This window comes from Bradyrhizobium sp. SOJA106 (assembly GCF_059448745.1).
In genome coordinates, this window is sequence record NZ_CM182549.1 from 7289911 (window position 1) to 7311239 (window position 21329).

At 62.6% G+C, this 21329-nt stretch carries 21 protein-coding genes and 1 tRNA gene; 10 read left to right on the forward strand and 12 right to left on the reverse strand.

All coding sequences use genetic code 11. The features are described 5' to 3' along the window. Window positions 1-11: 11 nt before the first annotated feature. Window positions 12-941 (reverse strand): CobW family GTP-binding protein, encoded by a 930-nt coding sequence (locus AC5V87_RS34330; RefSeq protein WP_456842697.1) that lies wholly within the window; start codon window positions 939-941, stop codon window positions 12-14. Window positions 942-944: 3 nt separating this feature from the next. After that, window positions 945-2435, reverse strand: a complete 1491-nt coding sequence (locus tag AC5V87_RS34335; protein WP_495369138.1) for an amidohydrolase family protein — start codon at window positions 2433-2435, stop codon at window positions 945-947. Window positions 2436-2690: 255 nt separating this feature from the next. Here AC5V87_RS34335 and AC5V87_RS34340 point away from each other — a divergent pair, with 255 nt between their 5' ends. The 5 genes from AC5V87_RS34340 to AC5V87_RS34360 all read left to right on the forward strand — a co-directional run bounded on the left by AC5V87_RS34340 (window position 2691) and on the right by AC5V87_RS34360 (window position 7531). Further along, window positions 2691-3791, forward strand: a complete 1101-nt coding sequence (locus tag AC5V87_RS34340; protein ID WP_456836948.1) for an IS4 family transposase — start codon at window positions 2691-2693, stop codon at window positions 3789-3791. A gap of 1027 nt (window positions 3792-4818) precedes the next feature. Continuing rightward, a complete protein-coding gene (locus AC5V87_RS34345; protein WP_495369139.1) occupies window positions 4819-5844 on the forward strand; it encodes an alpha/beta hydrolase in 1026 nt (341 codons plus the stop codon). A gap of 39 nt (window positions 5845-5883) precedes the next feature. Further along, on the forward strand, window positions 5884-6183 hold the full coding sequence (locus tag AC5V87_RS34350; protein ID WP_495369140.1) for a hypothetical protein: 300 nt from the start codon (window positions 5884-5886) through the stop codon (window positions 6181-6183). A 278-nt stretch (window positions 6184-6461) separates the two neighbouring features. After that, on the forward strand, window positions 6462-6932 hold the full coding sequence (locus AC5V87_RS34355; protein WP_495369141.1) for an aminoacyl-tRNA deacylase: 471 nt from the start codon (window positions 6462-6464) through the stop codon (window positions 6930-6932). 179 nt (window positions 6933-7111) lie between these two features. Continuing rightward, window positions 7112-7531 (forward strand): CBS domain-containing protein, encoded by a 420-nt coding sequence (locus AC5V87_RS34360; RefSeq protein ID WP_495369142.1) that lies wholly within the window; start codon window positions 7112-7114, stop codon window positions 7529-7531. A gap of 99 nt (window positions 7532-7630) precedes the next feature. On the opposite strand, the gene dctA is transcribed toward AC5V87_RS34360, so the two are convergent. Continuing rightward, complete coding sequence (dctA, locus tag AC5V87_RS34365; protein WP_456842691.1) at window positions 7631-9019, reverse strand: C4-dicarboxylate transporter DctA; 1389 nt, start codon at window positions 9017-9019, stop codon at window positions 7631-7633. 52 nt (window positions 9020-9071) lie between these two features. Then, window positions 9072-10148, reverse strand: a complete 1077-nt coding sequence (locus AC5V87_RS34370) for a 4-oxalomesaconate tautomerase (protein ID WP_456842690.1) — start codon at window positions 10146-10148, stop codon at window positions 9072-9074. A 117-nt stretch (window positions 10149-10265) separates the two neighbouring features. Here AC5V87_RS34370 and AC5V87_RS34375 point away from each other — a divergent pair, with 117 nt between their 5' ends. Then, window positions 10266-11240 carry a LysR family transcriptional regulator gene (locus AC5V87_RS34375; RefSeq protein ID WP_456842689.1) on the forward strand — a complete coding sequence of 325 codons (975 nt, stop codon included), beginning with the start codon at window positions 10266-10268 and terminating at the stop codon, window positions 11238-11240. Between the two features lie 425 nt (window positions 11241-11665). Continuing rightward, complete coding sequence (locus AC5V87_RS34380; RefSeq protein WP_495369143.1) at window positions 11666-12733, forward strand: helix-turn-helix transcriptional regulator; 1068 nt, start codon at window positions 11666-11668, stop codon at window positions 12731-12733. Window positions 12734-12776: 43 nt separating this feature from the next. Here the strand turns inward: AC5V87_RS34380 and AC5V87_RS34385 are convergent, their stop codons facing one another. From AC5V87_RS34385 to AC5V87_RS34415, 7 genes are all read right to left on the reverse strand, one after another. Continuing rightward, complete coding sequence (locus AC5V87_RS34385) at window positions 12777-14768, reverse strand: autotransporter outer membrane beta-barrel domain-containing protein (protein WP_495369144.1); 1992 nt, start codon at window positions 14766-14768, stop codon at window positions 12777-12779. A 122-nt stretch (window positions 14769-14890) separates the two neighbouring features. Beyond that, window positions 14891-15358 carry a GAF domain-containing protein gene (locus AC5V87_RS34390; RefSeq protein WP_495369145.1) on the reverse strand — a complete coding sequence of 156 codons (468 nt, stop codon included), beginning with the start codon at window positions 15356-15358 and terminating at the stop codon, window positions 14891-14893. Window positions 15359-15459: 101 nt separating this feature from the next. Then, window positions 15460-16032, reverse strand: coding sequence for a PAS domain-containing protein (locus AC5V87_RS34395; protein WP_495369146.1), 573 nt, complete (start codon window positions 16030-16032; stop codon window positions 15460-15462). Window positions 16033-16229: 197 nt separating this feature from the next. Further along, on the reverse strand, window positions 16230-16478 hold the full coding sequence (locus AC5V87_RS34400; RefSeq protein WP_495369147.1) for a response regulator: 249 nt from the start codon (window positions 16476-16478) through the stop codon (window positions 16230-16232). A 274-nt stretch (window positions 16479-16752) separates the two neighbouring features. Beyond that, entirely contained in the window at window positions 16753-17163 is a 411-nt protein-coding gene (locus tag AC5V87_RS34405) for an alpha/beta fold hydrolase (RefSeq protein WP_495369148.1), read from the reverse strand. 275 nt (window positions 17164-17438) lie between these two features. Then, window positions 17439-17513 (reverse strand) — tRNA-Glu (locus tag AC5V87_RS34410). 57 nt (window positions 17514-17570) lie between these two features. Continuing rightward, on the reverse strand, window positions 17571-17915 hold the full coding sequence (locus AC5V87_RS34415) for a hypothetical protein (protein WP_456842684.1): 345 nt from the start codon (window positions 17913-17915) through the stop codon (window positions 17571-17573). Here AC5V87_RS34415 and AC5V87_RS34420 point away from each other — a divergent pair. From AC5V87_RS34420 to AC5V87_RS34430, 3 genes are all read left to right on the forward strand, one after another. Beyond that, window positions 17914-18921 (forward strand): RluA family pseudouridine synthase, encoded by a 1008-nt coding sequence (locus AC5V87_RS34420; protein WP_456842683.1) that lies wholly within the window; start codon window positions 17914-17916, stop codon window positions 18919-18921. The genes AC5V87_RS34415 and AC5V87_RS34420 overlap by 2 nt on opposite strands. Window positions 18922-19137: 216 nt before the next feature. Then, window positions 19138-20037: an RNA polymerase sigma factor RpoH gene (gene rpoH / locus AC5V87_RS34425; protein WP_456842682.1), complete on the forward strand. Its 900-nt coding sequence runs from the start codon at window positions 19138-19140 to the stop codon at window positions 20035-20037. Window positions 20038-20245: 208 nt separating this feature from the next. Beyond that, window positions 20246-20587, forward strand: coding sequence for a hypothetical protein (locus AC5V87_RS34430; RefSeq protein WP_495369149.1), 342 nt, complete (start codon window positions 20246-20248; stop codon window positions 20585-20587). A gap of 117 nt (window positions 20588-20704) precedes the next feature. Here the strand turns inward: AC5V87_RS34430 and AC5V87_RS34435 are convergent, their stop codons facing one another. Then, a complete protein-coding gene (locus tag AC5V87_RS34435; protein WP_495369150.1) occupies window positions 20705-21328 on the reverse strand; it encodes a peptidoglycan recognition protein family protein in 624 nt (207 codons plus the stop codon). Window position 21329: the final 1 nt, after the last annotated feature.

The following is a 21329-nucleotide window of genomic DNA, read 5'->3' on the forward strand; positions in this document are numbered from 1 at the left end:
CGCGATCCGCGCTATCCGACCGCAACGCATGTCTCCATGATCCGGTCGAGCTCGGCCTTCGAGAGCACGCCGAGCTCGGCGATGAAGACGATCCGCGATCGCGGCACGCCTTCCGCGGGTGCATCGCCCGGCGCGAGCGTGGCGCGGCCGCCGGCGAACTGGAACACCATCATCCGGCCGGGCTGCTCGATCGTCTCGAACAGGCCCTTCGCGCGCGCAAGCTTGGGCGCGAGCCGGCCGATCGCCTGCTGCAAGCGCGGCAGCGAGAGCGGCTGCTCGGAGGTCCAGCTCAGCGTCTCGAACCGCTCCTCTGCCGGGCGCTTCGGCCCTGGATCGCGCGGCGCGGGCACACGATCCTGGGTCGCCGGGAATAGCAGCGCGGACGGAATCTCGCCGTGGCTCGCATCGACCACCACGGCGGGGACGCGCTGTGCGCGGATGGCCTCGCGCATTCGCGCGCCGGCGCCCTCGTCCGCCAAATCGAGCTTGCTCAGCGCCACGATATCGGCGACGCGCAGCTGCGAGCGCTGAAGAGCGTCTTCGAGCGCTCGAGGCGGCGTCGCCGCGTCGATCACGCAGAGCACGGTCTCCAGCGGCGCCTCGCGCAGGATCACGGGGTCCATCAGGTTACGGACGATGTCGGCGGGATCGGCGACGCCGCTGGTCTCGATGACGATGTACTCCGGCTTCGGATCGCGCCGCAGCAGCGTCGCGAGCGTACGCAACAGATCGCCTTGGAGCGAGCAGCAGATGCAACCATTGGAAAGGTTGACCACGCCGTCGCTCGCACCCGCGATCAGCTCCGCATCGATGTTGATCGCGCCGAAATCGTTGACCACGGCGGCGATTCGCCGTCCCTCCGCGTTCGCCAGCAAGTGATTGACGACCGTGGTCTTGCCGGCCCCCAGAAAGCCCGTCACCAGGAGAATGGGGACCGGCATGGGTCAGCCCTCGACCATTGGTCGGCGCACGGGTTTTCCGGGCCGCGCGGCCACATCGAGCACGCCGTCAGTGATGAGCGGCTGGCCGCTGACGATTAGATGCTGCACGCCTTCCGACGGGCGGTTCATCGCCGTGAAGGTCGCGCGGTCCGAGAGCTTCTCGTAGTCGAACACGACGATGTCGGCATCGGCGCCCCTATCGAGCCTGCCCTTGGCGCGCATTGCGGGCGTGCTTTGCGACAGGATCTCCGCCGGGATCAGCGCGCATTTGCGCACGCCTTCGAGCAGCGACACGGTCTTGCGCTCGCGCACCCATTCGCGGATGAATTTCGTGAAGCAGCCGGCCGAGCGCGGATGCGAGGTGGCATCGTCAGGCAGTGGCCAGGCGTCGCCGGTGTAGGTCTTGCCATCCGACGTCGTCCACGGCATCGCATCCGACGCGATCGCGCCGCCGGGATACAGCACCGACATGTCGAGCAGGTCGCGGTGATGCGCATTGTTCTCGGTGTCGAGGATGTGCCAGAGCACGAGCGAGGACGGCTCCTCGGCCTGCGCCTTCAAGAGCTCCTCGCGGTCGTGGAACCGATAGCCGTCGGTGACGCGCTGCACCGAGTCGTAGCCGGTGCCGTTGCGCTCGACGAATTGCGGATCGCTGAAGAAGGCGGCGGCCAGCACGGTCGAGCCGGTGCCGTAAGGATAGGCCTCGACCGTGATCGGCAGGCCCTGCGCCTGCGCCTTCTCGACCAGCACGCGGCAGCGCTCGATGTCGGTCTTGCTCGAGGAGTTGAAATGGCAGATGTGCATATGCGCGCCGGTGGCGCCGGCATAGCCGATCAGGCGGATATAGGCCTCGGCCGCACTTTCCGGGTCGATGCGCGACATGTAGGCGACGTGGGTGAAGGTCGGCACGTTCTGCTTGGCGGCGAGCTGGCAGACTGCGGTCAGCTCCTGCACGCCGGCGCCCGGCGCATAGGCGTTCAAAATGCCGATGCCGATGCCGCCTTCGTTGAGGCCGCGCGAGAGGCGCTCGAGAATGCCTGATACCTCCGCGTCGGTTGCGACATTGTCCATCCAGCGGCGGTCGCGCATCGCGTTGCCGAACGCCTCGAGCGAGCTCTCGGCATTGGAGCCCGTCATCGCGCCGATGCGGGCAAAGGCCCAGTTGGTGGCGGCGCCGTAGTTCAGCACGCGGCCCTTGCGCGCCTGGCGGTCATACCAGGAGCCGACCGGCAGCACGCCGGCCTCCAGATCAAGCGTGGTCGTCACGCCGTCGAACGCCTGCATGCGGTCGGCCGGGATCGACTGGCCATGGGCATGCAGATCGATGAAGCCGGGGGCGACCACGAGGCCGCTGGCGTCGATCACCCGCTCGGCGCCGCCGAGACCTGTGCCGACCGCGGCGATCTTGCCGTCCAGCACCGCCACATCGCCAATGGCATCCATCCCGCTCGCGGGATCCACCACCCGGCCGCCAGAGATCACCAAGCCGCTCATGTCAAGACTCCTCCGCGCTGAAACAGCATCAAGGCAGATTCCAGGAACAACGACCACCCTCCTCGATGCCGATGCATCATGCTCGGATAGGAGGTCATTTGGCAGGTGGGTGTCGGACATGCGCCTGCAGTCTCGCGGCATGGTTTGCCCGAGCTGTGCTTTTCGCTTCACCGCTTCAAAAAAAGGGCGCAGGGAAGACCGCATAGGCGTTAAGTTTATTCTTGAGTGTTGGAATCACACGTGATTCCAAGGGGCATGGCAGACGAATCGCTTCTAAATGAGGACTGGACGAGAGTGGTTGCGCAGCTGGGTGGGGCTGAGCAGCTTGAGATAAGCGCGCGCCAGACGAAGGCTTTCGCGCGGCGGCGCCAAATTCCAGACGCGGTGGCGTTGCTTCGGCTGATGCTGGCCTATTGTTTAGGGGAAAGAGGATTGAGATCGACAGCTGCGTGGGCGGCTTCTGTTGGCCTTGCGGACCTCAGCAGCGTGGCGTTGTTCTATCGCCTGCGTCAATGTGGCGATTGGTTTGCAGTGCTGGTGGAGAGCTTGCTCGATGCGGCAGCGCCGAAGGCGAGCCGAGGCCGCCTGATCCGCATCGTCGATGCGACGACAGTACCTCAGGCCGGGCCGACTGCCCGCAGGAGCAGTGAGCTTTGGCGGCTTCATAGTGCATTTGATCTGCCAAGTGAGCGCTTTGGTCACTTCGAGCTAACGGATCAGCAAGAGGGCGAAACGTTTGACCGGATACCAGTAGTCAAGAACGAGATCCGCATTGCTGACCGCGCTTATCTGCAACCTGACCGCATCGCGGCTGTCCGCGCGGCTGGTGCCGACGTTCTGATCCGAGCAGGCTGGAAGAACGCGCGCTGGCTTGATGCCCAAGGCCTTCCATTCGATCTGATGGCCCAATTGCGTGCGGCAAAGGCACGCGGACTGATCGATCGGAGGATTTGGATCAAACGCAAGGACGGGGCGCCTCTGGCTATGCGTCTGGTTGCGGTCAAGAAGCCCACCGGTGCGGCCGCGGCTTCGCGTCGTAAAGCTCGGCGAGACGCACGAGACGAAAACCGCATCATCTCCAAAGGGACTCTGGAAGCCGCGGATTGGGTCATTCTGGTCACGTCGCTCGCACGGGACGAGTTCTCCGCCAAGGATGTGCTTGCACTCTATCGACTGCGATGGCGGATCGAACTTGGCTTCAAGCGACTGAAAAGCCTGATTGGTCTCAAGACACCGCCTGGAACTGATCAGCGTTCGGCGAAGCCCTACCTGCTGGCTCACCTCTTGATTATCCTGCTGCTCGAGCCGCTTGTCCGCGACTTCGAGGACTCTCCCCACTGGAAGCAGGCCGCCTGACGACACCTGGCGGTTGGCGTATCTTGCAACAACTCGTTGCATCCTTGCTGCAAGCAATCATTCCACAACCAACCATCCGCCGCTTGCGCCGCAGTAAGCGAGCGCTCGGGCGGCACCTGCGCGAGCCTCCCCGAAAACGTCAATATCAATCAATGCTTGCGCTACCTTAACGCCTATGGGGAAGACCGGGCGCCAGCTGGCACCCACAAAACCCCTGCGCTGAACGAATGCACACGCAATGCACAGGGGAGACACAGGGCAGCCGAAACCAGGCCTTCCCTGCGCGATGGTTTGACGGCTTATGCGCGCTCTCCCGGGAGCCGAGTTCCTTCTGGCCTCCCTCGCCCTCGCGAAATGCACGGCAACGCGCCGGTTGACGCGATGACGCCTTCGCCAGGGCTTGACCGTAGCAACGACGGCCAGGACCACGCGGTTTCGCCGTACGCAGGCTTTCATGCGTCGCCAAGAGGCTTCGCAAGACATTGGGCGCCGTCCGTCTTCGCGGTTCGCGCCATGCTCACGAGGTTCATCTCGCCCTGCACGCGCCAAACCGCCTTAACGCCGCCCGCGTCCACCGCAACTCCCAGCCCGCGTTCGAAACGACGTACGACCGCCCCTTTGGTGGGCTCGGATGGCCGACACATACGACAATTCCGAATTTCGGTAAAGTGGAATATTTTTGACGAGAGGGGATTGACAGCGGATTGGGGTGTTCTGACCGTCGGGTGTTTCCTACCGCAGGCCTATGAGGCCCGGAGTTAAACGGGGCGCCGATCCGAAATTCAAGTCGCTGCTCCCGCGACGAGGTGCGATCGATCGCTAGCACGCCTACGAGAATGAGGCGGCGAAGCGGGCATTGCGCGACTGGTGTAAGCTCCATTCGATTGACGTCATCGACTGATCCGGCAATCGACCGGAGACCACCACTGAAGGGCCGCGACACAGCTCTGCCGTCTTCTCGCCCGCATTGTCATTCAGGGAGACGGGCGGGGCGGCTTACGGTGGGCAAAGTTCCCTGGGGTTCCGTGTGATCGTCCGACATCCTCTGCAACGCGATTCCCGTCATTCTGTTTCGCGCCGCGCTCTCCTCCGCGGATTTGTATCGGCAGGGAGTGCCCTCGCGCTCGGCGGATGCGCCGGCCTGGGCGCCACCGGCGCGCGATTTGACGCCTCGTCCCTCTCCGTCGACCCCACCTTGCTTGTCACCACCACGCGCAAGCCCGTGAACGGCGGCCGCACCAAACCATGGTTTGGGCCGGAGCGCGCGACCGCCATGACGGTCGCGAAGGCAAAGCTGGTGGCGCCGGACGAAAGCCGCCTGTCGCTCGCCTCGGTGGGACTCGGCGATTGGCGCCTCGATCGGATCGAACCGGTGTCGGCCGACGCGGCCGATCTCGCTACGCAGACTGGCGGAGGGGACGTGCTGATCTATGTGCACGGCTTCAAGCAGACATTCGAGACCGCGGTGCTGGATGCCGCCCATCTCTCCGATGGCATCAGGTTCCGCGGACGGACCATGGCATTCTCCTGGCCTTCCAAGGCAGGCCTGTTCGACTATGCCTATGATCGCGACAGCGCGATGTGGTCTCGCGACGATTTCGAGCGCGTGCTCTCCGCGCTCGTGTCGGCCCCAGGCGGCGGCCGCGTGCATATCGTTGCGCACAGCATGGGAACCATGCTGACGCTCGAAAGCCTGCGTCAGCTCCATGCGCGATACGGCGACACGGTGACGAGCAAGATCGGCGCGGTCGTGTTTGCCGCGCCCGATATCGACATGGACGTGTTCTCATCGGCAATCCACCGCATCGGCCCGCTCGCCGGCAAGATCACCGTCATCGCCGCGACGAACGATCGCGCACTCGCGCTGTCGGGCCAAATCGCAGGTGGAATGACCAGGGTCGGCGCCGCCGAGAAGGATGTCATTCAGCGGCTCGGCGTACGCGTGGTCGATGCCTCCCAGGAGGGCTGGGGCATCATCAACCACGATCTGTTTCTTTCGAACGCCGAAGTCCTGCGGGTGATCCGCCGCTCGATCGACGGCACGACGGCGTGAGAGCCCACGTACTCGGCTCGGAACGCAAGGATCAGGGTCTTGCCCGATCCGGCGATGCCGCGAATAATGCGATACCCCGCCCAGACTGCGCGCGAGCTGCTCCTGATGCAGGTCCATGACTGCAAGCGTCCGGTCCGAAGGATCGGCCTCGGGCGCGTGGTCGAGAGGCAGGGCAATCTGCCGGATGCGGATCTCCGGAAAGAGCAGCGCGCGCAGGCGGTCGAACTGCGGCATGGAGAGCGGCTCGCCGGGACGCGGATGAACCATCTGCCACAGCAATGGCTTAGGATTGGGCTGGCGATCCGCTCAGAGGAAAGTCGCAGCCTCTCATCTGATTGAAATGCTTCATAATTTCGACGAGACCTCTTGCGCTCAAGCGGAGCGCAGCCAGAGCCAGTTCGAAAAGGAGGCGCGTGCGGCATCCGCATATTCTCAACCGCCGGACAGGACGATGACCAAACGATCTCGCCACGAAGTTGGTCAACGATGATGAATTGCAGCTTGCGGATGGAAGACCTATGTTGGGCCTCTAGTCAGGCAGCCGCCCATCGTTTGGCGAGAGTCTGCAAGGTCGACCTCACGGTGGATGGTTTCCATTCTGCATCGGAGGTGATGCCATGGCCATTGCTCCCACGCTCCAGAAATACCTAGCCGCTGAGAACATCCAGTACGAGGTGATCCCGCACGAACTCAGCATGACGTCCGCTCGAACGGCCCAGACATGCCACATCTCGGGCGACCGCCTCGCCAAGGGCATCGTGTTGCGGCGCGACGGCGGATACATGCTGGCGATCTTGCCCGCATCGCATCATCTCCGCCTGTCGGACCTGAGGACCAGCCTCGGCGACAATGTCCACATGGCCAATGAAACCGAGATCAATCGGCTGTTCAGCGACTGTGCACACGGCGCAGTTCCTGCCGTCGGCAAATGCTACGGATTGGATATCATCGTCGACGACAGCATCGAGGCACAGCCGGACGTCTATATGGAAGCCGGCGATCACGAGACGCTGCTTCATATGGGTCACGCGCAGTTTGCACGCCTGACGGCCAACGCACCGCACGGGCGCTTTAGCGCGCATGACTGAGGATCGTGCGCCGCCCATGGCCCTTGCGACCCTGGGCGGGATCTCTGGCCGCGAGCTCGCCGCCATACTGTTCAGCAGGTTGGCGGCGGGAGTGTCAGCGCCTGTCCGGTCGGAGTTCGGAAGATGGGAGTAGCGCTGCATCGCATTGACGCACTTGCAACCCACGAAAGGAGGCCGCCATGAAAGTCAAAGACGTGATGCACAAGGGTGTCGACTGGGTCAGCCCCGACACCCCGATCACCGAGCTTGCCAAACTGATGCGGGCCCATGACATCGGCTGCATTCCGATTGGCGAGGACGACAAGTTGGTCGGAATGGTGACCGACCGCGATATCGTCTGCAAAGGGCTCGCGAGCCACAGCTTCAATGCCGGCCGCGCCACGGCGCGCGACGTGATGACCGAGGGCATCCATTGCTGCCGCGAGGACGATGACCTCGCCAAGGCGATGCATCATATGGAGAAGCTGCAGGTTCGCAGGCTGCCGGTGATCAACAAGAACAAGCGGATGGTCGGCATCATCAGCCTGGGTGACGTCGGCCATTCCGCGTCGGGTGACATGCTCACCGAGACCGTCAGGAGCGTTGCGGCGCATCACTGAACTTGCGGCCAGGGCTCTCCTCGCGATCGCCGCTCGAACAGGCGTTGAGGGGAGCCCGAGCCATGCGCTCATCGTGTGGTGTCGCAGAAGGTCGAGGAATCAAGCGGCCGACTGAGTCGTCGAAATCCACGGACGGCAGTCTTGCGCAACGTCCACCACACCGGCGGCCGAATCCAAGGCGGCCTTCAAGGTGGGCCCGTCCTGATCGAGTTCACGGGCCAGCACCTCGCGATCGCAGGCATTCTCCCAGAGCGAAACCGTGATGCTGGCGACGCAGTTGCTGATCATGCTCGTCAGCGCCCGCGCTTCCGACATGAAACGGTCAATGCCGATCAGCAGCGCCACGCCGGTCACCGGCAGATCCGGCATGACTGTCAGCGTGGCAACGAGGGCGACGAACCCGCTGCCGGTGACCCCTGCCGCGCCTTTGGAGGTCAGCAACATCAGCCCGAGCATCGCCGCGATCTGCCCCCACGACAGGTGAATGTCGCAGGCCTGCGCGATGAACATCGAGGCGAGCGTGAGGTAGATCGCGCTGCCGTCGAGATTGAACGAATAGCCCATCGGAAGCACAAGTCCGGACACACCCTTCTGGCAGCCGAGTTGTTCGAGCTTGCGCAACGCGCCAGGCAGCGCTGGCTCCGACGACGACGTGCCGAGCACGATCAGCAGCTCCTCCTTGAAGTAGCGCATGGTCTTCCACAGGCTGAAGCCGTTCACCCACGCCAGCGTCCCGAGCACCACGACAACGAAGACGGAGCAGGCGAGGTAGAATGTCAGGATCAGAAGCCCGAGCGAGCCGATCGAATGGATGCCGTATCGGCCGACGGTGAATGCCATCGCACCGAAAGCGCCGAGCGGGGCAAGCTTCATGACGAAGCTGAAGGACGCAAACAGCACCTGCGAGAACGAGTCGATCCCCTTCATCACCGCGCTACCGCCATCGCCGGCACGGCTCAGACCAAACGCCACCAGGATGGAGACCAGCAGCACAGGCAGCACTTCGCCGTCGGCGAAAGCGCCAAAGAACGAGTGCGGGATGATGTGGAGGAGGAAATCGGCAAAGCCGGACACGGCCGCCTGCTTGGAATATTTCGCAGCCACCGACGGATCCAGCGTGCTGACGGAGACGTGCATGCCGACACCCGGCTGGATCAGCATCACGGCGGCGAAGCCAGCCAGCAGCGCGAGCGCGGTCAGCAAATAGAACAGCGCCATGGATTTGACCAGCGTGCGGCCGATCTCGCGGGAGTCGCTGATGCTGTTGATGCCGCTGACGATCGTGCAGAACACGATCGGCGCGATCATCATCTTGACCAGTTTAACGAACCCGTCTCCCAGGGGTTTCAGCGCAGCGCCGAATTCGGGCCAGAAATGGCCGATGGTGATACCCAGCACGAGTCCGATCAGCACCTGAACGTAGAGAATTTGGTAGAACGGCTTTCGTGTTTCACGGGACGAGCCCGCAACCGACGCTTCGATTCGCATTTTCATTTCTCCCTGTGCTTATTTTTTTCAGCAACGTCGCCCCGGACGAAATTCACGCCGCGAGAACGGCCTCCCGAGGCACATGCGACCGCCGTGCGAACACCATGCCTTCGAAGATTCGCCGGGCTGTGCGCTGCACCCGGGCAACCGGACCTGACTCCAACCGGACCACGAGATGGCCGGAAGGATGGGCGAGTGTCACCGATGCCGGAAGATCCAACCGGCCCACCATCTCGGCGGCGAGCGTGCCCGATGTTACGCAAGCGGTCGCGACAGCGACGGCCCCGGTCACGGCCAGCGCGCTATGGCAGTCGTGCGGCATGAAGTAGCGGGTGTTCAGGGTGGCGTTCATGGCCGGCGCGATCATGATCGGCTTCGGAATCACCATCGACCCTGGATCGGCGAAGCCCATGCGACGTCCGGCTTCGATGCGCAAACCTTCCAGTCGTGCGCGAAAGCCGGGGTCGACAAATGTGGAAGGGGCTTCGCAGCCGGTCCATCCGAGGTCCGCGGCGCGGATCAGCATGACGGGCATGGCGGCATCGACGCAGGTTACATCGATCCCATCGATCACGTCGATCGGGCGTCCGGTCGGCAGCAAGCGGCCGGTGCGTGCACCGGCAGCGTTGGGGAACGACAGCTCGATGGGCGCAGCTCTGCCTGGTACGCCGTCGATCTGTGCCTCGCCCTCGTAGGTCACCCGGCCCCCGGGGGTCGCGACCGTGGCCTCGATCAGCTTGGCGGTGTTGACGTTGTGGATGCGCACATGAGTGCGATCACCGGTGGCGGCAACCAAACCGGCTTCAATCGCGAAGGGCCCTACCGCCGCCAGCATGTTCCCGCAATTGGGCGAGGTATCGACGATTCCTTCGCGGATGCGCACCTGGGCGAACAGATAGTCCACATCGGCCCCTGGCACCGACGGCGGCCCGACGATCGCTACCTTGTTGGTGACGGCGTTACCGCCGCCGATACCGTCGATTCCGAGATCGTGCCCACCTCCCATGACCGACAACAGCAGAGCGTCGCGCAGCCTGGGATCGGCCGGCAGATCGCTGGCCAAAAAGAACGGGCCGCGCGAGGTGCCACCGCGCATGACCACGCAGGGAATAGCGATCTGATCGTTCATGGGGCCTTCCTCGCGCGACATTTCTCACTTGCGCCAGACCATCCCTCACCCCCTTAATTTTGTGAAATGCAAAGATTTGATCTATTATTGCGGATATCGAAATAGAAGGAATTCGCCATGAATGCTGAATTGCTCGATCTCAGAGCGTTCGTCACCATCGCTGAGTTGGGCAGCTTCGTCCGCACTGCGAAGGCCTTGAACCTGTCGCAACCGGCACTCAGCCGGCGCATCCAGAAATTGGAAGAAAGCCTTGGTGCGCCATTGCTCGAACGGTCAACGCGCCACGTCAATCTGACCATGGTCGGCCGCGACTTCCTGCCCAAGGTGCGCCGCCTCATCGACGAGTTCGAGACCTCGGTGCTCGGCATCCATGACCTCGGAGCGCGCAGTTCGGGTCTGGTTTCGGTCGCCGCCGTGCCGACCGCGGTTTTCTACTTCCTGCCGCGCGCGATCGGCCGGTTCGCCGCGGCGTATCCGCGCATTCGCATCCGGATTCTGGATATCGGCGCCAATGAAGGGCTGGAGGCGGTGGCGCGCGGAGAAGCCGATTTCGGCATCAATTTCATCGGCGCCTCGCATGCCGAAATTGAATTCCAGAAACTGGTTGAAGACCCTTTCGTCCTTGCATGCCGTCACGATCATCCACTGGCGTCTCGCAAGGAGGTGAGTTGGCCGGAATTGGTCTCGCACCGCATCATCACTGTCGGCCGCAACAGCGGCAATCGCGCGCTGATCGACAATGCATTGGTGCGACACGGCCTGCAGCTGAACTGGGCCTACGAGGTCGCACATCTCTCCGGCTCGCTTGGTCTCGTTGAAGCCGGACTTGGTGTCGCCGTGCTACCGAAGCTGGCGACGCCGGCGGCCGGCCATCCGATCATCCGCACCATCCGGCTGGTCGAGCCGGAGGTATCGCGGACGATTGGAATCGTGCGCCGGCACGGAGCGACACTGTCGCCTCATGCGAGCCAGTTCCTCAACATGCTTCTGGAGGCATGGCGCTCTCCTTCACCGACGCGGACAAGGCAGGCCGCGACGCATGGAGAAGCAAGTTCGAGCGCCAGGTCGAAGAGCCCGAAGCGGAAGCGCTGAGTACCCGCAGCGGGGCTCGGCTCCACTTCGCCGCTCAGGTTTGCGAGGCCTCACGTGATCCTGTGCGAATTGACAAACCAATAGGACGCGCTCCTCAAGCGGGGCGCATCGTACAATTGGCCTGGCCGCTGACGAGCCGGCGTTTGCAATGTACAAAAAACGTTGCGAACTGGCTCTTTCCAGATTTTTCTCGCAAGAATCTCCTGAGATCGCTTGCAATTCGCTGTGCTGTCGCGAGAGAGTTCCAGGTTGCCGGCCCACCTGTTGGAGCAGGGGATGAGCCGGGCCGGCACGCAGGCTCTTGTGTCTGGGGGCTTGCCGTGTCGGAGAACGAACGCCTGTGCAGCCGTTGGAGGAAACGGACGCCACGGGAATAAGCGGAAAGGGGCCCGCTCTTGGGGACGAATGGAATTGATAACGATCAATTGTCGAAAGTCATCGATCGATTTGGGGAGGCTGCGGTGGATCCTGCCGCTTGGCCCGCCATCATGGACGACATCTGCAGGGCGGTCGGCGCATCGGCGGCCGTCCTTCTCCAGAGCGACGTTCGGACGCCGGACGTCCCGCGGACGCAATCGATGGATGAGGGCACCCAGTTCTACTTCAAGGAAGGTTGGCACCTGACTGACCCGCGAGCCGCTGGATTTCCGCGCATGATGTCCGGCGAGATCGTCACCGACCACGATATCCTGACACCGGAGCAGATTCGCTCCGACCCCATGTACAACGAGGTGCTTTATCCGTTCGGGTTGCAATGGTTCGCGGGTGTTGGCTTTTGGGCCGGGTCCGCCGCATGGGCGTTGGCCATCCAGCGGACCGGGCACGAGGGTCCGTTCGAGGCGCGGGAGAAGCGCTTGCTTGCACGGCTTGCGCCGCGTTTGACGGAGACGGCCACCCTTTCGACCGCGGTAGGCCGGGTCGCCCTCACCTCCATGACGGACGTGCTGAGCAGGATCCGCCAGCCTGCACTGGTTATCGACCGGCAGGGCATGGTGCTGAGCACGAACGCTGCGGCCGATGCCGGATTTGACGAGGAAATCCGGATTAGAGATCGACAACTGGTCGTACGTGACAAGAAGGCGGCCGCCGAGCTTGATCAACTTGTCGACATGATCCGATCGACGCCCGATACCGCCGCGCTGCCCGCCGCCCCTGTGGTGGTCCGTCGCGCTGAAAAGCCACCGGTCGTCATCCGCATGTTGCCCGTCGATGGTGCGGCCCGCAGCGTCTTTCTCGGAGCGCGGTCGCTGCTTGTCTTGTCCAACCTGACTCCACGCACGCCCGAGCCCGCGTTGATTTCGCAGGCGTTCGATCTCACCTCGGCTGAATCCCGGCTGGTATCGCTGTTGGCGAGCGGCAGGTCTCTGGACGAAGCGGCACAACAGCTAGGGATTGCGCGAGAGACAGCACGTAATCAGCTGAAATCAGCGTTCTCCAAGACGGGTACGCACCGCCAGGCTGAATTGGTCAGCCTGGTATCGCAGCTGGCATGAGCAAAACGATCGCATCAGCACGCGTGCCAATCTCAGTGCTTTCTCAGTACTTGGGACGAACTGCGGAGGATTCGAACGCAACGTTCAGTCCGAACTGCGCGCCATAAGTGGCGACATTGTTCTGGCCGAATTGAGAGTAGAGCGCCGCGAAGGCGGTCGTATTGGGCGCGAACTTGACGCGCGTGCCAACCGTACCCGAGCCCCAGTCCTTTCCGAGCAACACTGCCGGCAGCGAATAGCTCGGGGCCGTGATGCTGAGCAGTGACGCCGTAACGAGCCTGCCGCTGCCGGCGAGTTCGTGATTCCACACCGCCCTGGCGTAAGGCTCCCAGATACCGAGGTTCAAGCTCGCCTGATAGCCAAGCTCGCTCACCGCGGAATTGCGAAGCTGGCTTCCGAACGCCAGGTTGGTCGGAGCGCCACTCGCATTGGTTTCCGCAAACGCGTCGATGTGCACCTGCTGGGCGATGATTCCGACGATGGGCCCGTGCGTGAGATAGATCGGCGCGGCCGCCGGTGCCTTAAGAGCCCTGCCAGCTCCATCGGGAAGGGCTCCGACAGCGGTCCGGAAGTGATAACCCGTCTCGGCCGCAACCGAGATGTTGGTACCATTGGTGCTTCCTCTGTTGGACTGCGTCGTGATGCCGAGCGGGACCACGCGATTGATCCCGTCGCTCAATGCGCCCCAAGTCGCAATGCCGTTCAGCCAGAACGCATCCTTGCGATACGCGCTGTAGAGGCTGATCGCGTATTCGGTCTGCCGGTAATCGCCGCCAAGGCTGAAGCTCTGCTTGGTGGTGCCGCCGGAGAATGCCGCGCCGACCAGCCAGTCGCGCGTGACCGCGTAGTCAAATCCGGCCGTCGCCGCCACCGGCGTTCCTGGATCGTCCGGAAAACCTGGAGAGCTGTTCGTCATCTTCAGCCAGGAGACGTCGCCGCTGACCCAGCCGTGGAACGCGCCAGGGGTGCTGAAGGACAGCGGGATCTGGTTGGTGATCGCGTTGACCACTGCGGTTCGCGTTTTCACCGGCGCCTCGGCCAGGTACGATATCTGGCTTGGCGCGACGATCAGGCCATAGAAATAGTCCGCTTCGATTTTATATCCGGTCGGTGAAAGATGCTGGTCATCCGAGAACAAACTCGTCAGCAAGGAATTCTGCGAGTTGAGATACGCCGTGCCGTTTAGTCCGGCACCGGCCGGCGTCGTCGAGGGAACGCAAATGAGGCCATAGCCTTGCGCGGCCGGGGCGCCAATCGGCGTGTTGCAAGCAGAAACGCCGCCGCTTGCTGTTGGCAAAACCGATGTAAGGCCGAACGCCGCCGGGTTCGCAACGACGAACTGTCGAAGCGCGCCTGAATCTGCGGGAATGAATTTGACGCCGCCGGCCGAGAGGTCTCCCCAAAGCTGCTGGTGATAAGCCACGAAATCAGAATTGGTCGTGAAGTAGGTCGGCAAAATGATGTAGCGCGCACCGGCTGCGCTCAGTTGGCCGATCGATGCCTCCAGAGCGGCCAGGCTGGGCTGCACGGCCACGTTGAACAAGCCGGCCGGCGGTGAGGCGCCGCCGTGGGTGGCCTTGTAAGCGTTGACGAAGGCGGTGCGGTCATTACCACCGGAGCGGATGATGTAGAGAGCGTCCGGATTGGCCTGCCCGCCCGTCGACGCAAGATAATTGCCAATCTGCTGCACGGTGGAAGGGCTGGTACCTCCTCCGATGTTGGGCGAATTGTTCTTCGCGCCGGAGACCGCAAAATTCGTTCCTCCGCCTGGCGCATCACTCGGCGCCAGCGTCAGCCCGAAGGAGGCGGCCAGGAAATCAGTGTTCATGACTCCGGCGGACGGCGTAATCGACCCGCCATTGGCGCGCGCCGTTACAAATCGGGCTTCATTCGACCAGCCCGAGCTCATATACCGAAAGTATCCGCTGTCGAGCGAACTATCGCCAAATCCAACCAGCTGATTGAAGGTCTGTGCCGATGCGGAACCCGCGATGATCAATCCCAGACTCAGCGCCCCCAGGCCGCGCAACATCATTTCGGACCCCAAAAGTATGCACCCCGATACCTTGCCGCTCATAATGTTTCGGCTCTGATCGGGCATGACCCAATTGGGTTAATCCAAGCAAAGAATTCTCCTCATCGCGGTGAGCGAGGTCGCTATGATCCAAGTCCCGCGAGCAGCCGCTGACGGGAGGCAAAGCCATCCAACTCGAGAAAAGCGGATTTCGCAGCGCGCCAACGGAGTATGCCGTTAGCCGTTCGCATGGCTAAGCTTCTGATCAGACCCAGTTGTTCCTCACTTGGGGTGTGTTGGCCGTGCGTCGAAAGTACCCCGACGAGGGCGCCAGAGGAGGTCATAAGCGGGGTCGATTGGACGGCCTTGAACCCAGCCCGTTCGGCGATTCCCCGAAAAGGCAGAAATCGCGGGTCTATCGTGATGTCATTGAGAACGATCGGCTGCCGATTAAACAGCGCACGACCGCAGACACAGCCATCGCGGATCGTTACACGACGAAAGCAGTCGAGAAACTCTTGGGTAAAGCCCTGCTGAGCCATGATCTCCAGGTGGCCCACCTTCCAGTCAATCAGTTGAACGTTCCCCAGCTCTTGGCCGGTAATAACCAAGGGCCTCGCTCAAAGCTGATTGCAGGAGCGGCAGTTCCGAAACGTCATGCATGATGGGAGCCTTCCGCAACCCAATTGGCATCAGTTGGACGCTTTCACCTTTAGCCGGAGCCCTGAGGAGGCAAACTCTCCTCGATCAACGCGCGAGATACCAAGATTGCCTCGCAAGTTTCCCTTACAATCTCGCGCGCCTCGAAAATCGCCTTGTCAGCCGACTGCAAGAGCGCCTCAGACGAAGAAGGAGGCGGACCGGCTCTCTCAGCCTTTCTGGCCAGAACAGCGGTCGTTGCGTCGGTCACATGATGGACCACCGCGACGATCGCGCCATTGTCATCGAGGACTGGCCAGTTCTTAGGGTGCCAATAGCGGACTTGCCAAGGGCGTCCTTCAGGGTGGATATCATATCTTTGCAGAGGCATCACCTGCCCGCGCCTTTCGTGAAGGACTTTGCCAAACGACGCGGCCAGATTGGCAACGCCGTCGGCACGCGTCAGGTGCGGATTGTCAGGGAAGGCCTCGAACATATCCAAACCGGCAAGCGTATCTCTTGAGCGAGAGACGCCGCCGAGATATGCGTCGTTGCCATTGACAATCTTCAGATCCGGCGTGAGCAGAAGTACGGGTATAGGGCAATGCTCGAATAACCGATGCCACGCGTCTTGTGCGCCGGCCAACAAAGCTTTCGGGGACCGGAAGTTCGGTTGCATAGTCGTCATTATCGACCCGTGCCTCTGAGATCCCCCTTAATTTCGATCTTAGCTAAACCCGGCTCTTACGCCATCGAAAGGCGGCACCGTAGAATTACGGCCCCCACCAGCTAGGGAACCACCATTCAAAGGGCTGAATTTGAAGCTCCGTCCAGCCAACGAGTTCAATGACGACCGCACAAGCGGAGAATTCGCTTTGCGATGCAGGAGGGCTCGAAGAGCTTTTCAAACCTCAACACGTCTGAGAACCGCGACGGAATGGCTTGCGGTGAGTAGCCGGTCGCGAAGACGAATGGGATGCCTCGGCTCCCCAGTTCGTGCGCGAGATCATACCAGAACTCGCCTTGCAAGTTGATGTCGATCACAGCGGCATCAAAGCGATCCTTGTCAACCTCGCGAAGTGCGTCAGACAAGCCGCAGATTGGCCCAACAAGCTCGGCGTTCAGTCATGTGAGAGAAAGCCGAACACGGCCGCGCTGAAGACCGGAGCATTATCGATAAACATGTTATGCGCGGCGTTTGGCACAACAATTGGCTCGGCTATCGGTTTGCAGTCTCGCACGGCAGCCGACATAGCATAAAAGTTCTTCGGACTATTCTCCCCGTGCAGGATCAAAATTGGGAAATTCAACTTTGCAACTTGCTCGCAACTCGTTGCAGGAGCCAAGGCCATCTGCGCCGCAGTACTTAAATTGTCGAACAGCCGCTGTCGTTGTGCGGGGGTTCGCGTAGCCCAAGCCCCCGGCGCATTGAGCGAGTCAACAAAGACCTGCGCAGCAAGCTCAATATTACCGGGGGCAAGATTCTTCCGGAGCGTATCGATGCGATCCTGGTCATCTGCGCAGTTTTTTGAGATTCGGGCGTGTTAGGGAGCATCGCCTCAAATCCAACCGCGTCAGCAAGGATCATTGTCTTGATGACCTCCGGATGGGTTTTGGCCACGGTCACGACAACCCCGCCTCCCCTTGAATGGCCGAGCAGATGCACCTGTCCAAGATCCAACCTGTTGATCAGCGGCACGACGTCGTCCGCGTGTTGCTCAAAAGAAAAAATCGTTGCCGAGAAGATTTGTAGAAGAATCTGAGGTGCGGTTGACAACGTTTGACTGCTAGGCCGCTCGCGCTCCGGCACGCGCAGTGAGTGGGCTGTGTTCCGAGAAGATCCGACCTTCTCTCGTTCCACGAGAGCGGGGTTCAAGTGACACCAGCCTTAGTGCTTCATTTCGACCCGAGCCGGGCCAAACGCTAGTTGTTGCCGCACTAAGGGGCGTAAGCCCTCGCTGTCGATCACCGAACGCCAGCTATAACTGAGATGCCGCTATAGAACGCCGCTAGGCGCGCTATTCGTCCGGCTAAGTTATTGAAGTTATTTGCTGGCGCTCCCTAGGGGAATCGAACCCCTGTTTCAGCCTTGAGAGGGCCGCGTCCTAACCGCTAGACGAAGGGAGCATGAGGGCTAGCCAATAGCCTCGAAATCTGTCCGCCGCAAGGACCCGAACCGCCCTTTTACGGTTCATTGGCAAATTTCAGCTTTCCGGCCGGCTTCAAGGTGTGGGCGTCGAAGGTGCGGATCTCGATGACCCCGCCGATATCGAGCGTGACCACCAGCCGGTCGCCGGCAACGGCGGTGGCTACGATTTTGGCGCCCTTGGGCAGGGTGGCGGTGACATCGCCGGCGGCTTCCGCCGCCCTTCCCTCCGACTTGAAAAGGCGGTAGCCCACTGCGATCAAGACGGCGCAGATCGCCAGCGCCGTGGTCAACCCCGCGATCAGCATCATCCGCCGCACCCGCGCGAACAGCGCGGCCTGCTCGGGGGTCGGTTCGGGAACAGCGGTATCAGTCGTCGTCATGGAAAGTCTTGGCTCTGCGCAAAGGTTGGAGGTCGTGGTCGAAGGCTCCGAGGGCTCGGCCCGGCTCGACCGCGTGCTGGCGGCGCGCCTGCCCGAGCTGTCGCGATCGAGGCTCAAAACCCTGATCCTGGCGGGCGCGGTGAGCCTTAAGGCCGCCGCCATCCGGGACCCCGCTTATCACGTCGCATCCGGCGATACGATCACAATCGACGTGCCGGAAGCGGCGCCCGCCGAGCCGAAGGGCGAGGAGATCGCGCTGGATATCGTGTTCGAGGACGACGACATCATCGTCATCAACAAGCCCAAGGGCCTCGTGGTGCACCCCGCAGCCGGCCACGAGACCGGCACGCTGGTGAATGCGCTGATCGCCCATTGCGGCGCTTCGCTGTCGGGCATCGGGGGGGTGCGCCGGCCCGGCATCGTCCACCGGCTCGACAAGGACACGACGGGGCTGATGGTGATCGCCAAGAACGACATGGCGCATGCCTCGCTGTCGGCGCAGTTCGCCGATCACGGCCGCACGGGCGAGATGCGGCGCGGCTATATGGCCTTCGCCTGGGGGCTGCCCGGACGTCATCGCGGCACGGTGGACGCGCCGATCGACCGCCATCCGCATGCGCGCGAGAAGATGGCGGTGCGCCAGGGCGGCCGCGAGGCCGTGACGCATTGGGAGATCATCGAGAGCTTTGCCGGGCGCGACGGCAAGGGCGTCGCCGCCCTGCTCGCCTGCGAACTCGAGACCGGACGCACCCACCAGATCCGCGTCCACCTCGCCTATATCGGCCATCCCCTGATGGGGGATGCCGTCTATGGCCCCCATTTCAAGACCAAGGCCAACCAGCTCGGCCCTGAGTCGCAGGCCGCCTTGGCGGCGCTTGGACGCCAGGCATTGCATGCCTATTTGCTGGTATTGCAGCACCCGCGGACGGGAGAATTACTCCACTGGGAGGCGCCGCTGCCGAAGGATTTGCTTCTCCTTCGAGGCGCGCTGAAAGCGGCGCTATGACGCAGGCAGTTTCAGAAAAGCGTTACCTTACAAAAAGTTATAGCTGCCACACGGGGACGTGACGTCAGCAATCCTTCCCTTTTCGACCCCCCATGGGGTATAGTGCCCCTGCGTTGAAATGACCAACGCGGAACATCGCAGCCCGGCCGGCTTTGACACAGCGGTCGTCTGCCTGGCCCGCCGCTATCGGGGGCCTGAACCTTTGGAGGGCGCACTATGGCCCGTACCGTTGCTTTGCCGGTCCTCAATGGAGAATCCGGCCTTTCTCGCTACCTCGCCGAGATCCGCAAGTTCCCGATGCTGGAACCCCAGCAGGAATACATGCTCGCCAAGCGTTGGCGCGAGCATGACGATCGCGACGCGGCGCACCAACTCGTCACCAGCCATCTCCGGCTCGTCGCCAAGATCGCCATGGGCTATCGCGGCTACGGCTTGCCGATCTCCGAGGTCGTCTCGGAAGGCAATGTCGGCCTGATGCAGGCGGTGAAGCGTTTCGAACCCGAGAAGGGGTTCCGTCTCGCCACCTACGCGATGTGGTGGATCAAGGCGTCGATTCAAGAGTACATCCTGCGTTCCTGGTCGCTCGTGAAGATGGGCACCACCGCGAACCAGAAGAAGCTCTTCTTCAACCTGCGCAAGGCGAAGAGCAAGATCAACGCGCTGGACGAAGGCGATCTCCGCCCCGACCAGGTCGCGACCATTGCCAAGCGCCTCGGCGTGACGGACCAGGACGTGATCGACATGAACCGCCGCCTCGGTGGCGATGCGTCGCTCAACGCTCCGATCCGTGATGACGGCGAAGCCGGCGAATGGCAGGACTGGCTGGTCGACAATACGCCCAACCAGGAAGCCATGATGGCGGAGCACGAGGAGTATGATCACCGCCGTGACGCCCTCAACGGCGCCATGGGCGTGCTCAACCCGCGCGAACGCCGCATCTTCGAGGCCCGTCGCCTCGCCGATGAGCCGATGACGCTGGAAGATCTTGCCGCCGAGTTCGGCGTGTCGCGCGAGCGCGTCCGCCAGATCGAAGTCCGCGCCTTCGAGAAGGTGCAGTCCGCGGTCAAGGGCACCATCGCGAGGCAGGAACAGGCTGCGCTGGAAGCCGCGCTGTAAAGCGGCGCGACCGGCGCCACAAGTTGGCGGATCGAAAGACAGAAAGCCGGCGGTGACGCCGGCTTTTTTGTTGGGAGTGAAGTTTCTTCGCCTCTCCCCCGTGCGGGAGAGGGAGACATCCACCTCGACAAGACGCGCGAGCCTGCCTTGAACCCGCGCGGCCGGTCCACCGACCCAAAATGACCGACAGCATCCATGGATGGACACCATGTCGATCATCCTCCAGTCCACCGTCGGCGGCTTCTCCGCCCAGTTCATGCGCAAGCTGCCGCTGGTCGAGCAAGCGATGCGCGAGCACGGGCTCGATCCCGCGGCGTTCGTGATCTCCAAGGATTATGCCTCGACTGCGACGGTGCCGCTCGTCGGGCCGTTCTTCTATGACTACAGCGTGTTCTTCGGCGACGAGAAGTTCACCGTCACCGAGCCGAACGACATGGTCTTCCTGGACTACTTCTTCAAACGCGTGCTGGCGGCGGACGGCCCCCCGGAGGTGCCGCGGCGGCCTGGATTGATCCGGCGCCTGTGCGGCTGGATGGCGGCGCCGGTGTAGCTGCTCGTCAATCCGAAGCGCGCGCGGCGCGAGCCCGGAATCCATCGAACCGCAGCGTGAGTGGATGAATGGATTTCGGGCTCGCGCCTTCGTCGCGCCCCGCAATGACCGCCAACGCTACTCCCCCCACACCCGCGCCAGCGTCGCGAGCCAGCAGCCTTCGCAATAGCGCGCGTCCTTGTAGTCGATCCAGTTGTGGGCATAGACGTGTTCGAGCGGGATGTCGTAGCGCGCGCGCAGCACCTTGACGAGGATCCTCCAGGCCGCGACCTGCGCCTCCGTCGGTCCGGTCGCAACATCGGGATAGTTGCCGGCGAACTCGACGCCGATCGAGTTGTCGCGCACCACCTGGCGGTAGGTCGATCGGTTGTCGATGTACTTGTTGTCGTTGCGGTTGGCGCCGTCGCCATGGGTCGGCACCAGGTCTTCCGCGACCGCCCAATACACCGTGCCGTCGGTCTCGACCCACACCGTGACGCCGCGGCGCGTCGGGTTCTTCGCCTGCTCCGCCGCGCCGCCGCGCGCCGAGCCCGATGGCCCCTCGGTCTGGTGCACGATGATGTTGCGCCAGGCATGAGCCTTGGCGACGTCGCCCCACGGCGCCAGCCAGACGATCTTCAGGCCGGGAATGTCGGGCGTGCCTGAGGCGCGCGCGAGCTTTGCGAGCTCGGCGTCGGCGGCGACAACGGGAGAGATCAGGAGCGCGGCGAGAATGGCGGCGAGCAGGCGGGAGATCATCATG

Excerpts from the sequence above, each read along its gene's own strand:
- AC5V87_RS34330 (WP_456842697.1), bottom strand. The coding sequence starts at position 941 with ATGCCGGTCCCCATTCTCCTGGTGACGGGCTTTCTGGGGGCCGGCAAG.
- dctA (WP_456842691.1), bottom strand. The coding sequence starts at position 9,019 with ATGCGAATCGAAGCGTCGGTTGCGGGCTCGTCCCGTGAAACACGAAAG.
- AC5V87_RS34385 (WP_495369144.1), bottom strand. The coding sequence starts at position 14,768 with ATGATGTTGCGCGGCCTGGGGGCGCTGAGTCTGGGATTGATCATCGCG.
- AC5V87_RS34415 (WP_456842684.1), bottom strand. The coding sequence starts at position 17,915 with ATGACGACGACTGATACCGCTGTTCCCGAACCGACCCCCGAGCAGGCC.
- AC5V87_RS34370 (WP_456842690.1), bottom strand. The coding sequence starts at position 10,148 with ATGAACGATCAGATCGCTATTCCCTGCGTGGTCATGCGCGGTGGCACC.
- AC5V87_RS34335 (WP_495369138.1), bottom strand. The coding sequence starts at position 2,435 with ATGAGCGGCTTGGTGATCTCTGGCGGCCGGGTGGTGGATCCCGCGAGC.
- AC5V87_RS34430 (WP_495369149.1), top strand. The coding sequence starts at position 20,246 with ATGTCGATCATCCTCCAGTCCACCGTCGGCGGCTTCTCCGCCCAGTTC.
- AC5V87_RS34340 (WP_456836948.1), top strand. The coding sequence starts at position 2,691 with ATGGCAGACGAATCGCTTCTAAATGAGGACTGGACGAGAGTGGTTGCG.
- AC5V87_RS34435 (WP_495369150.1), bottom strand. The coding sequence starts at position 21,328 with ATGATGATCTCCCGCCTGCTCGCCGCCATTCTCGCCGCGCTCCTGATC.
- AC5V87_RS34420 (WP_456842683.1), top strand. The coding sequence starts at position 17,914 with ATGGAAAGTCTTGGCTCTGCGCAAAGGTTGGAGGTCGTGGTCGAAGGC.
- AC5V87_RS34360 (WP_495369142.1), top strand. The coding sequence starts at position 7,112 with ATGAAAGTCAAAGACGTGATGCACAAGGGTGTCGACTGGGTCAGCCCC.
- AC5V87_RS34355 (WP_495369141.1), top strand. The coding sequence starts at position 6,462 with ATGGCCATTGCTCCCACGCTCCAGAAATACCTAGCCGCTGAGAACATC.
- rpoH (WP_456842682.1), top strand. The coding sequence starts at position 19,138 with ATGGCCCGTACCGTTGCTTTGCCGGTCCTCAATGGAGAATCCGGCCTT.
- AC5V87_RS34375 (WP_456842689.1), top strand. The coding sequence starts at position 10,266 with ATGAATGCTGAATTGCTCGATCTCAGAGCGTTCGTCACCATCGCTGAG.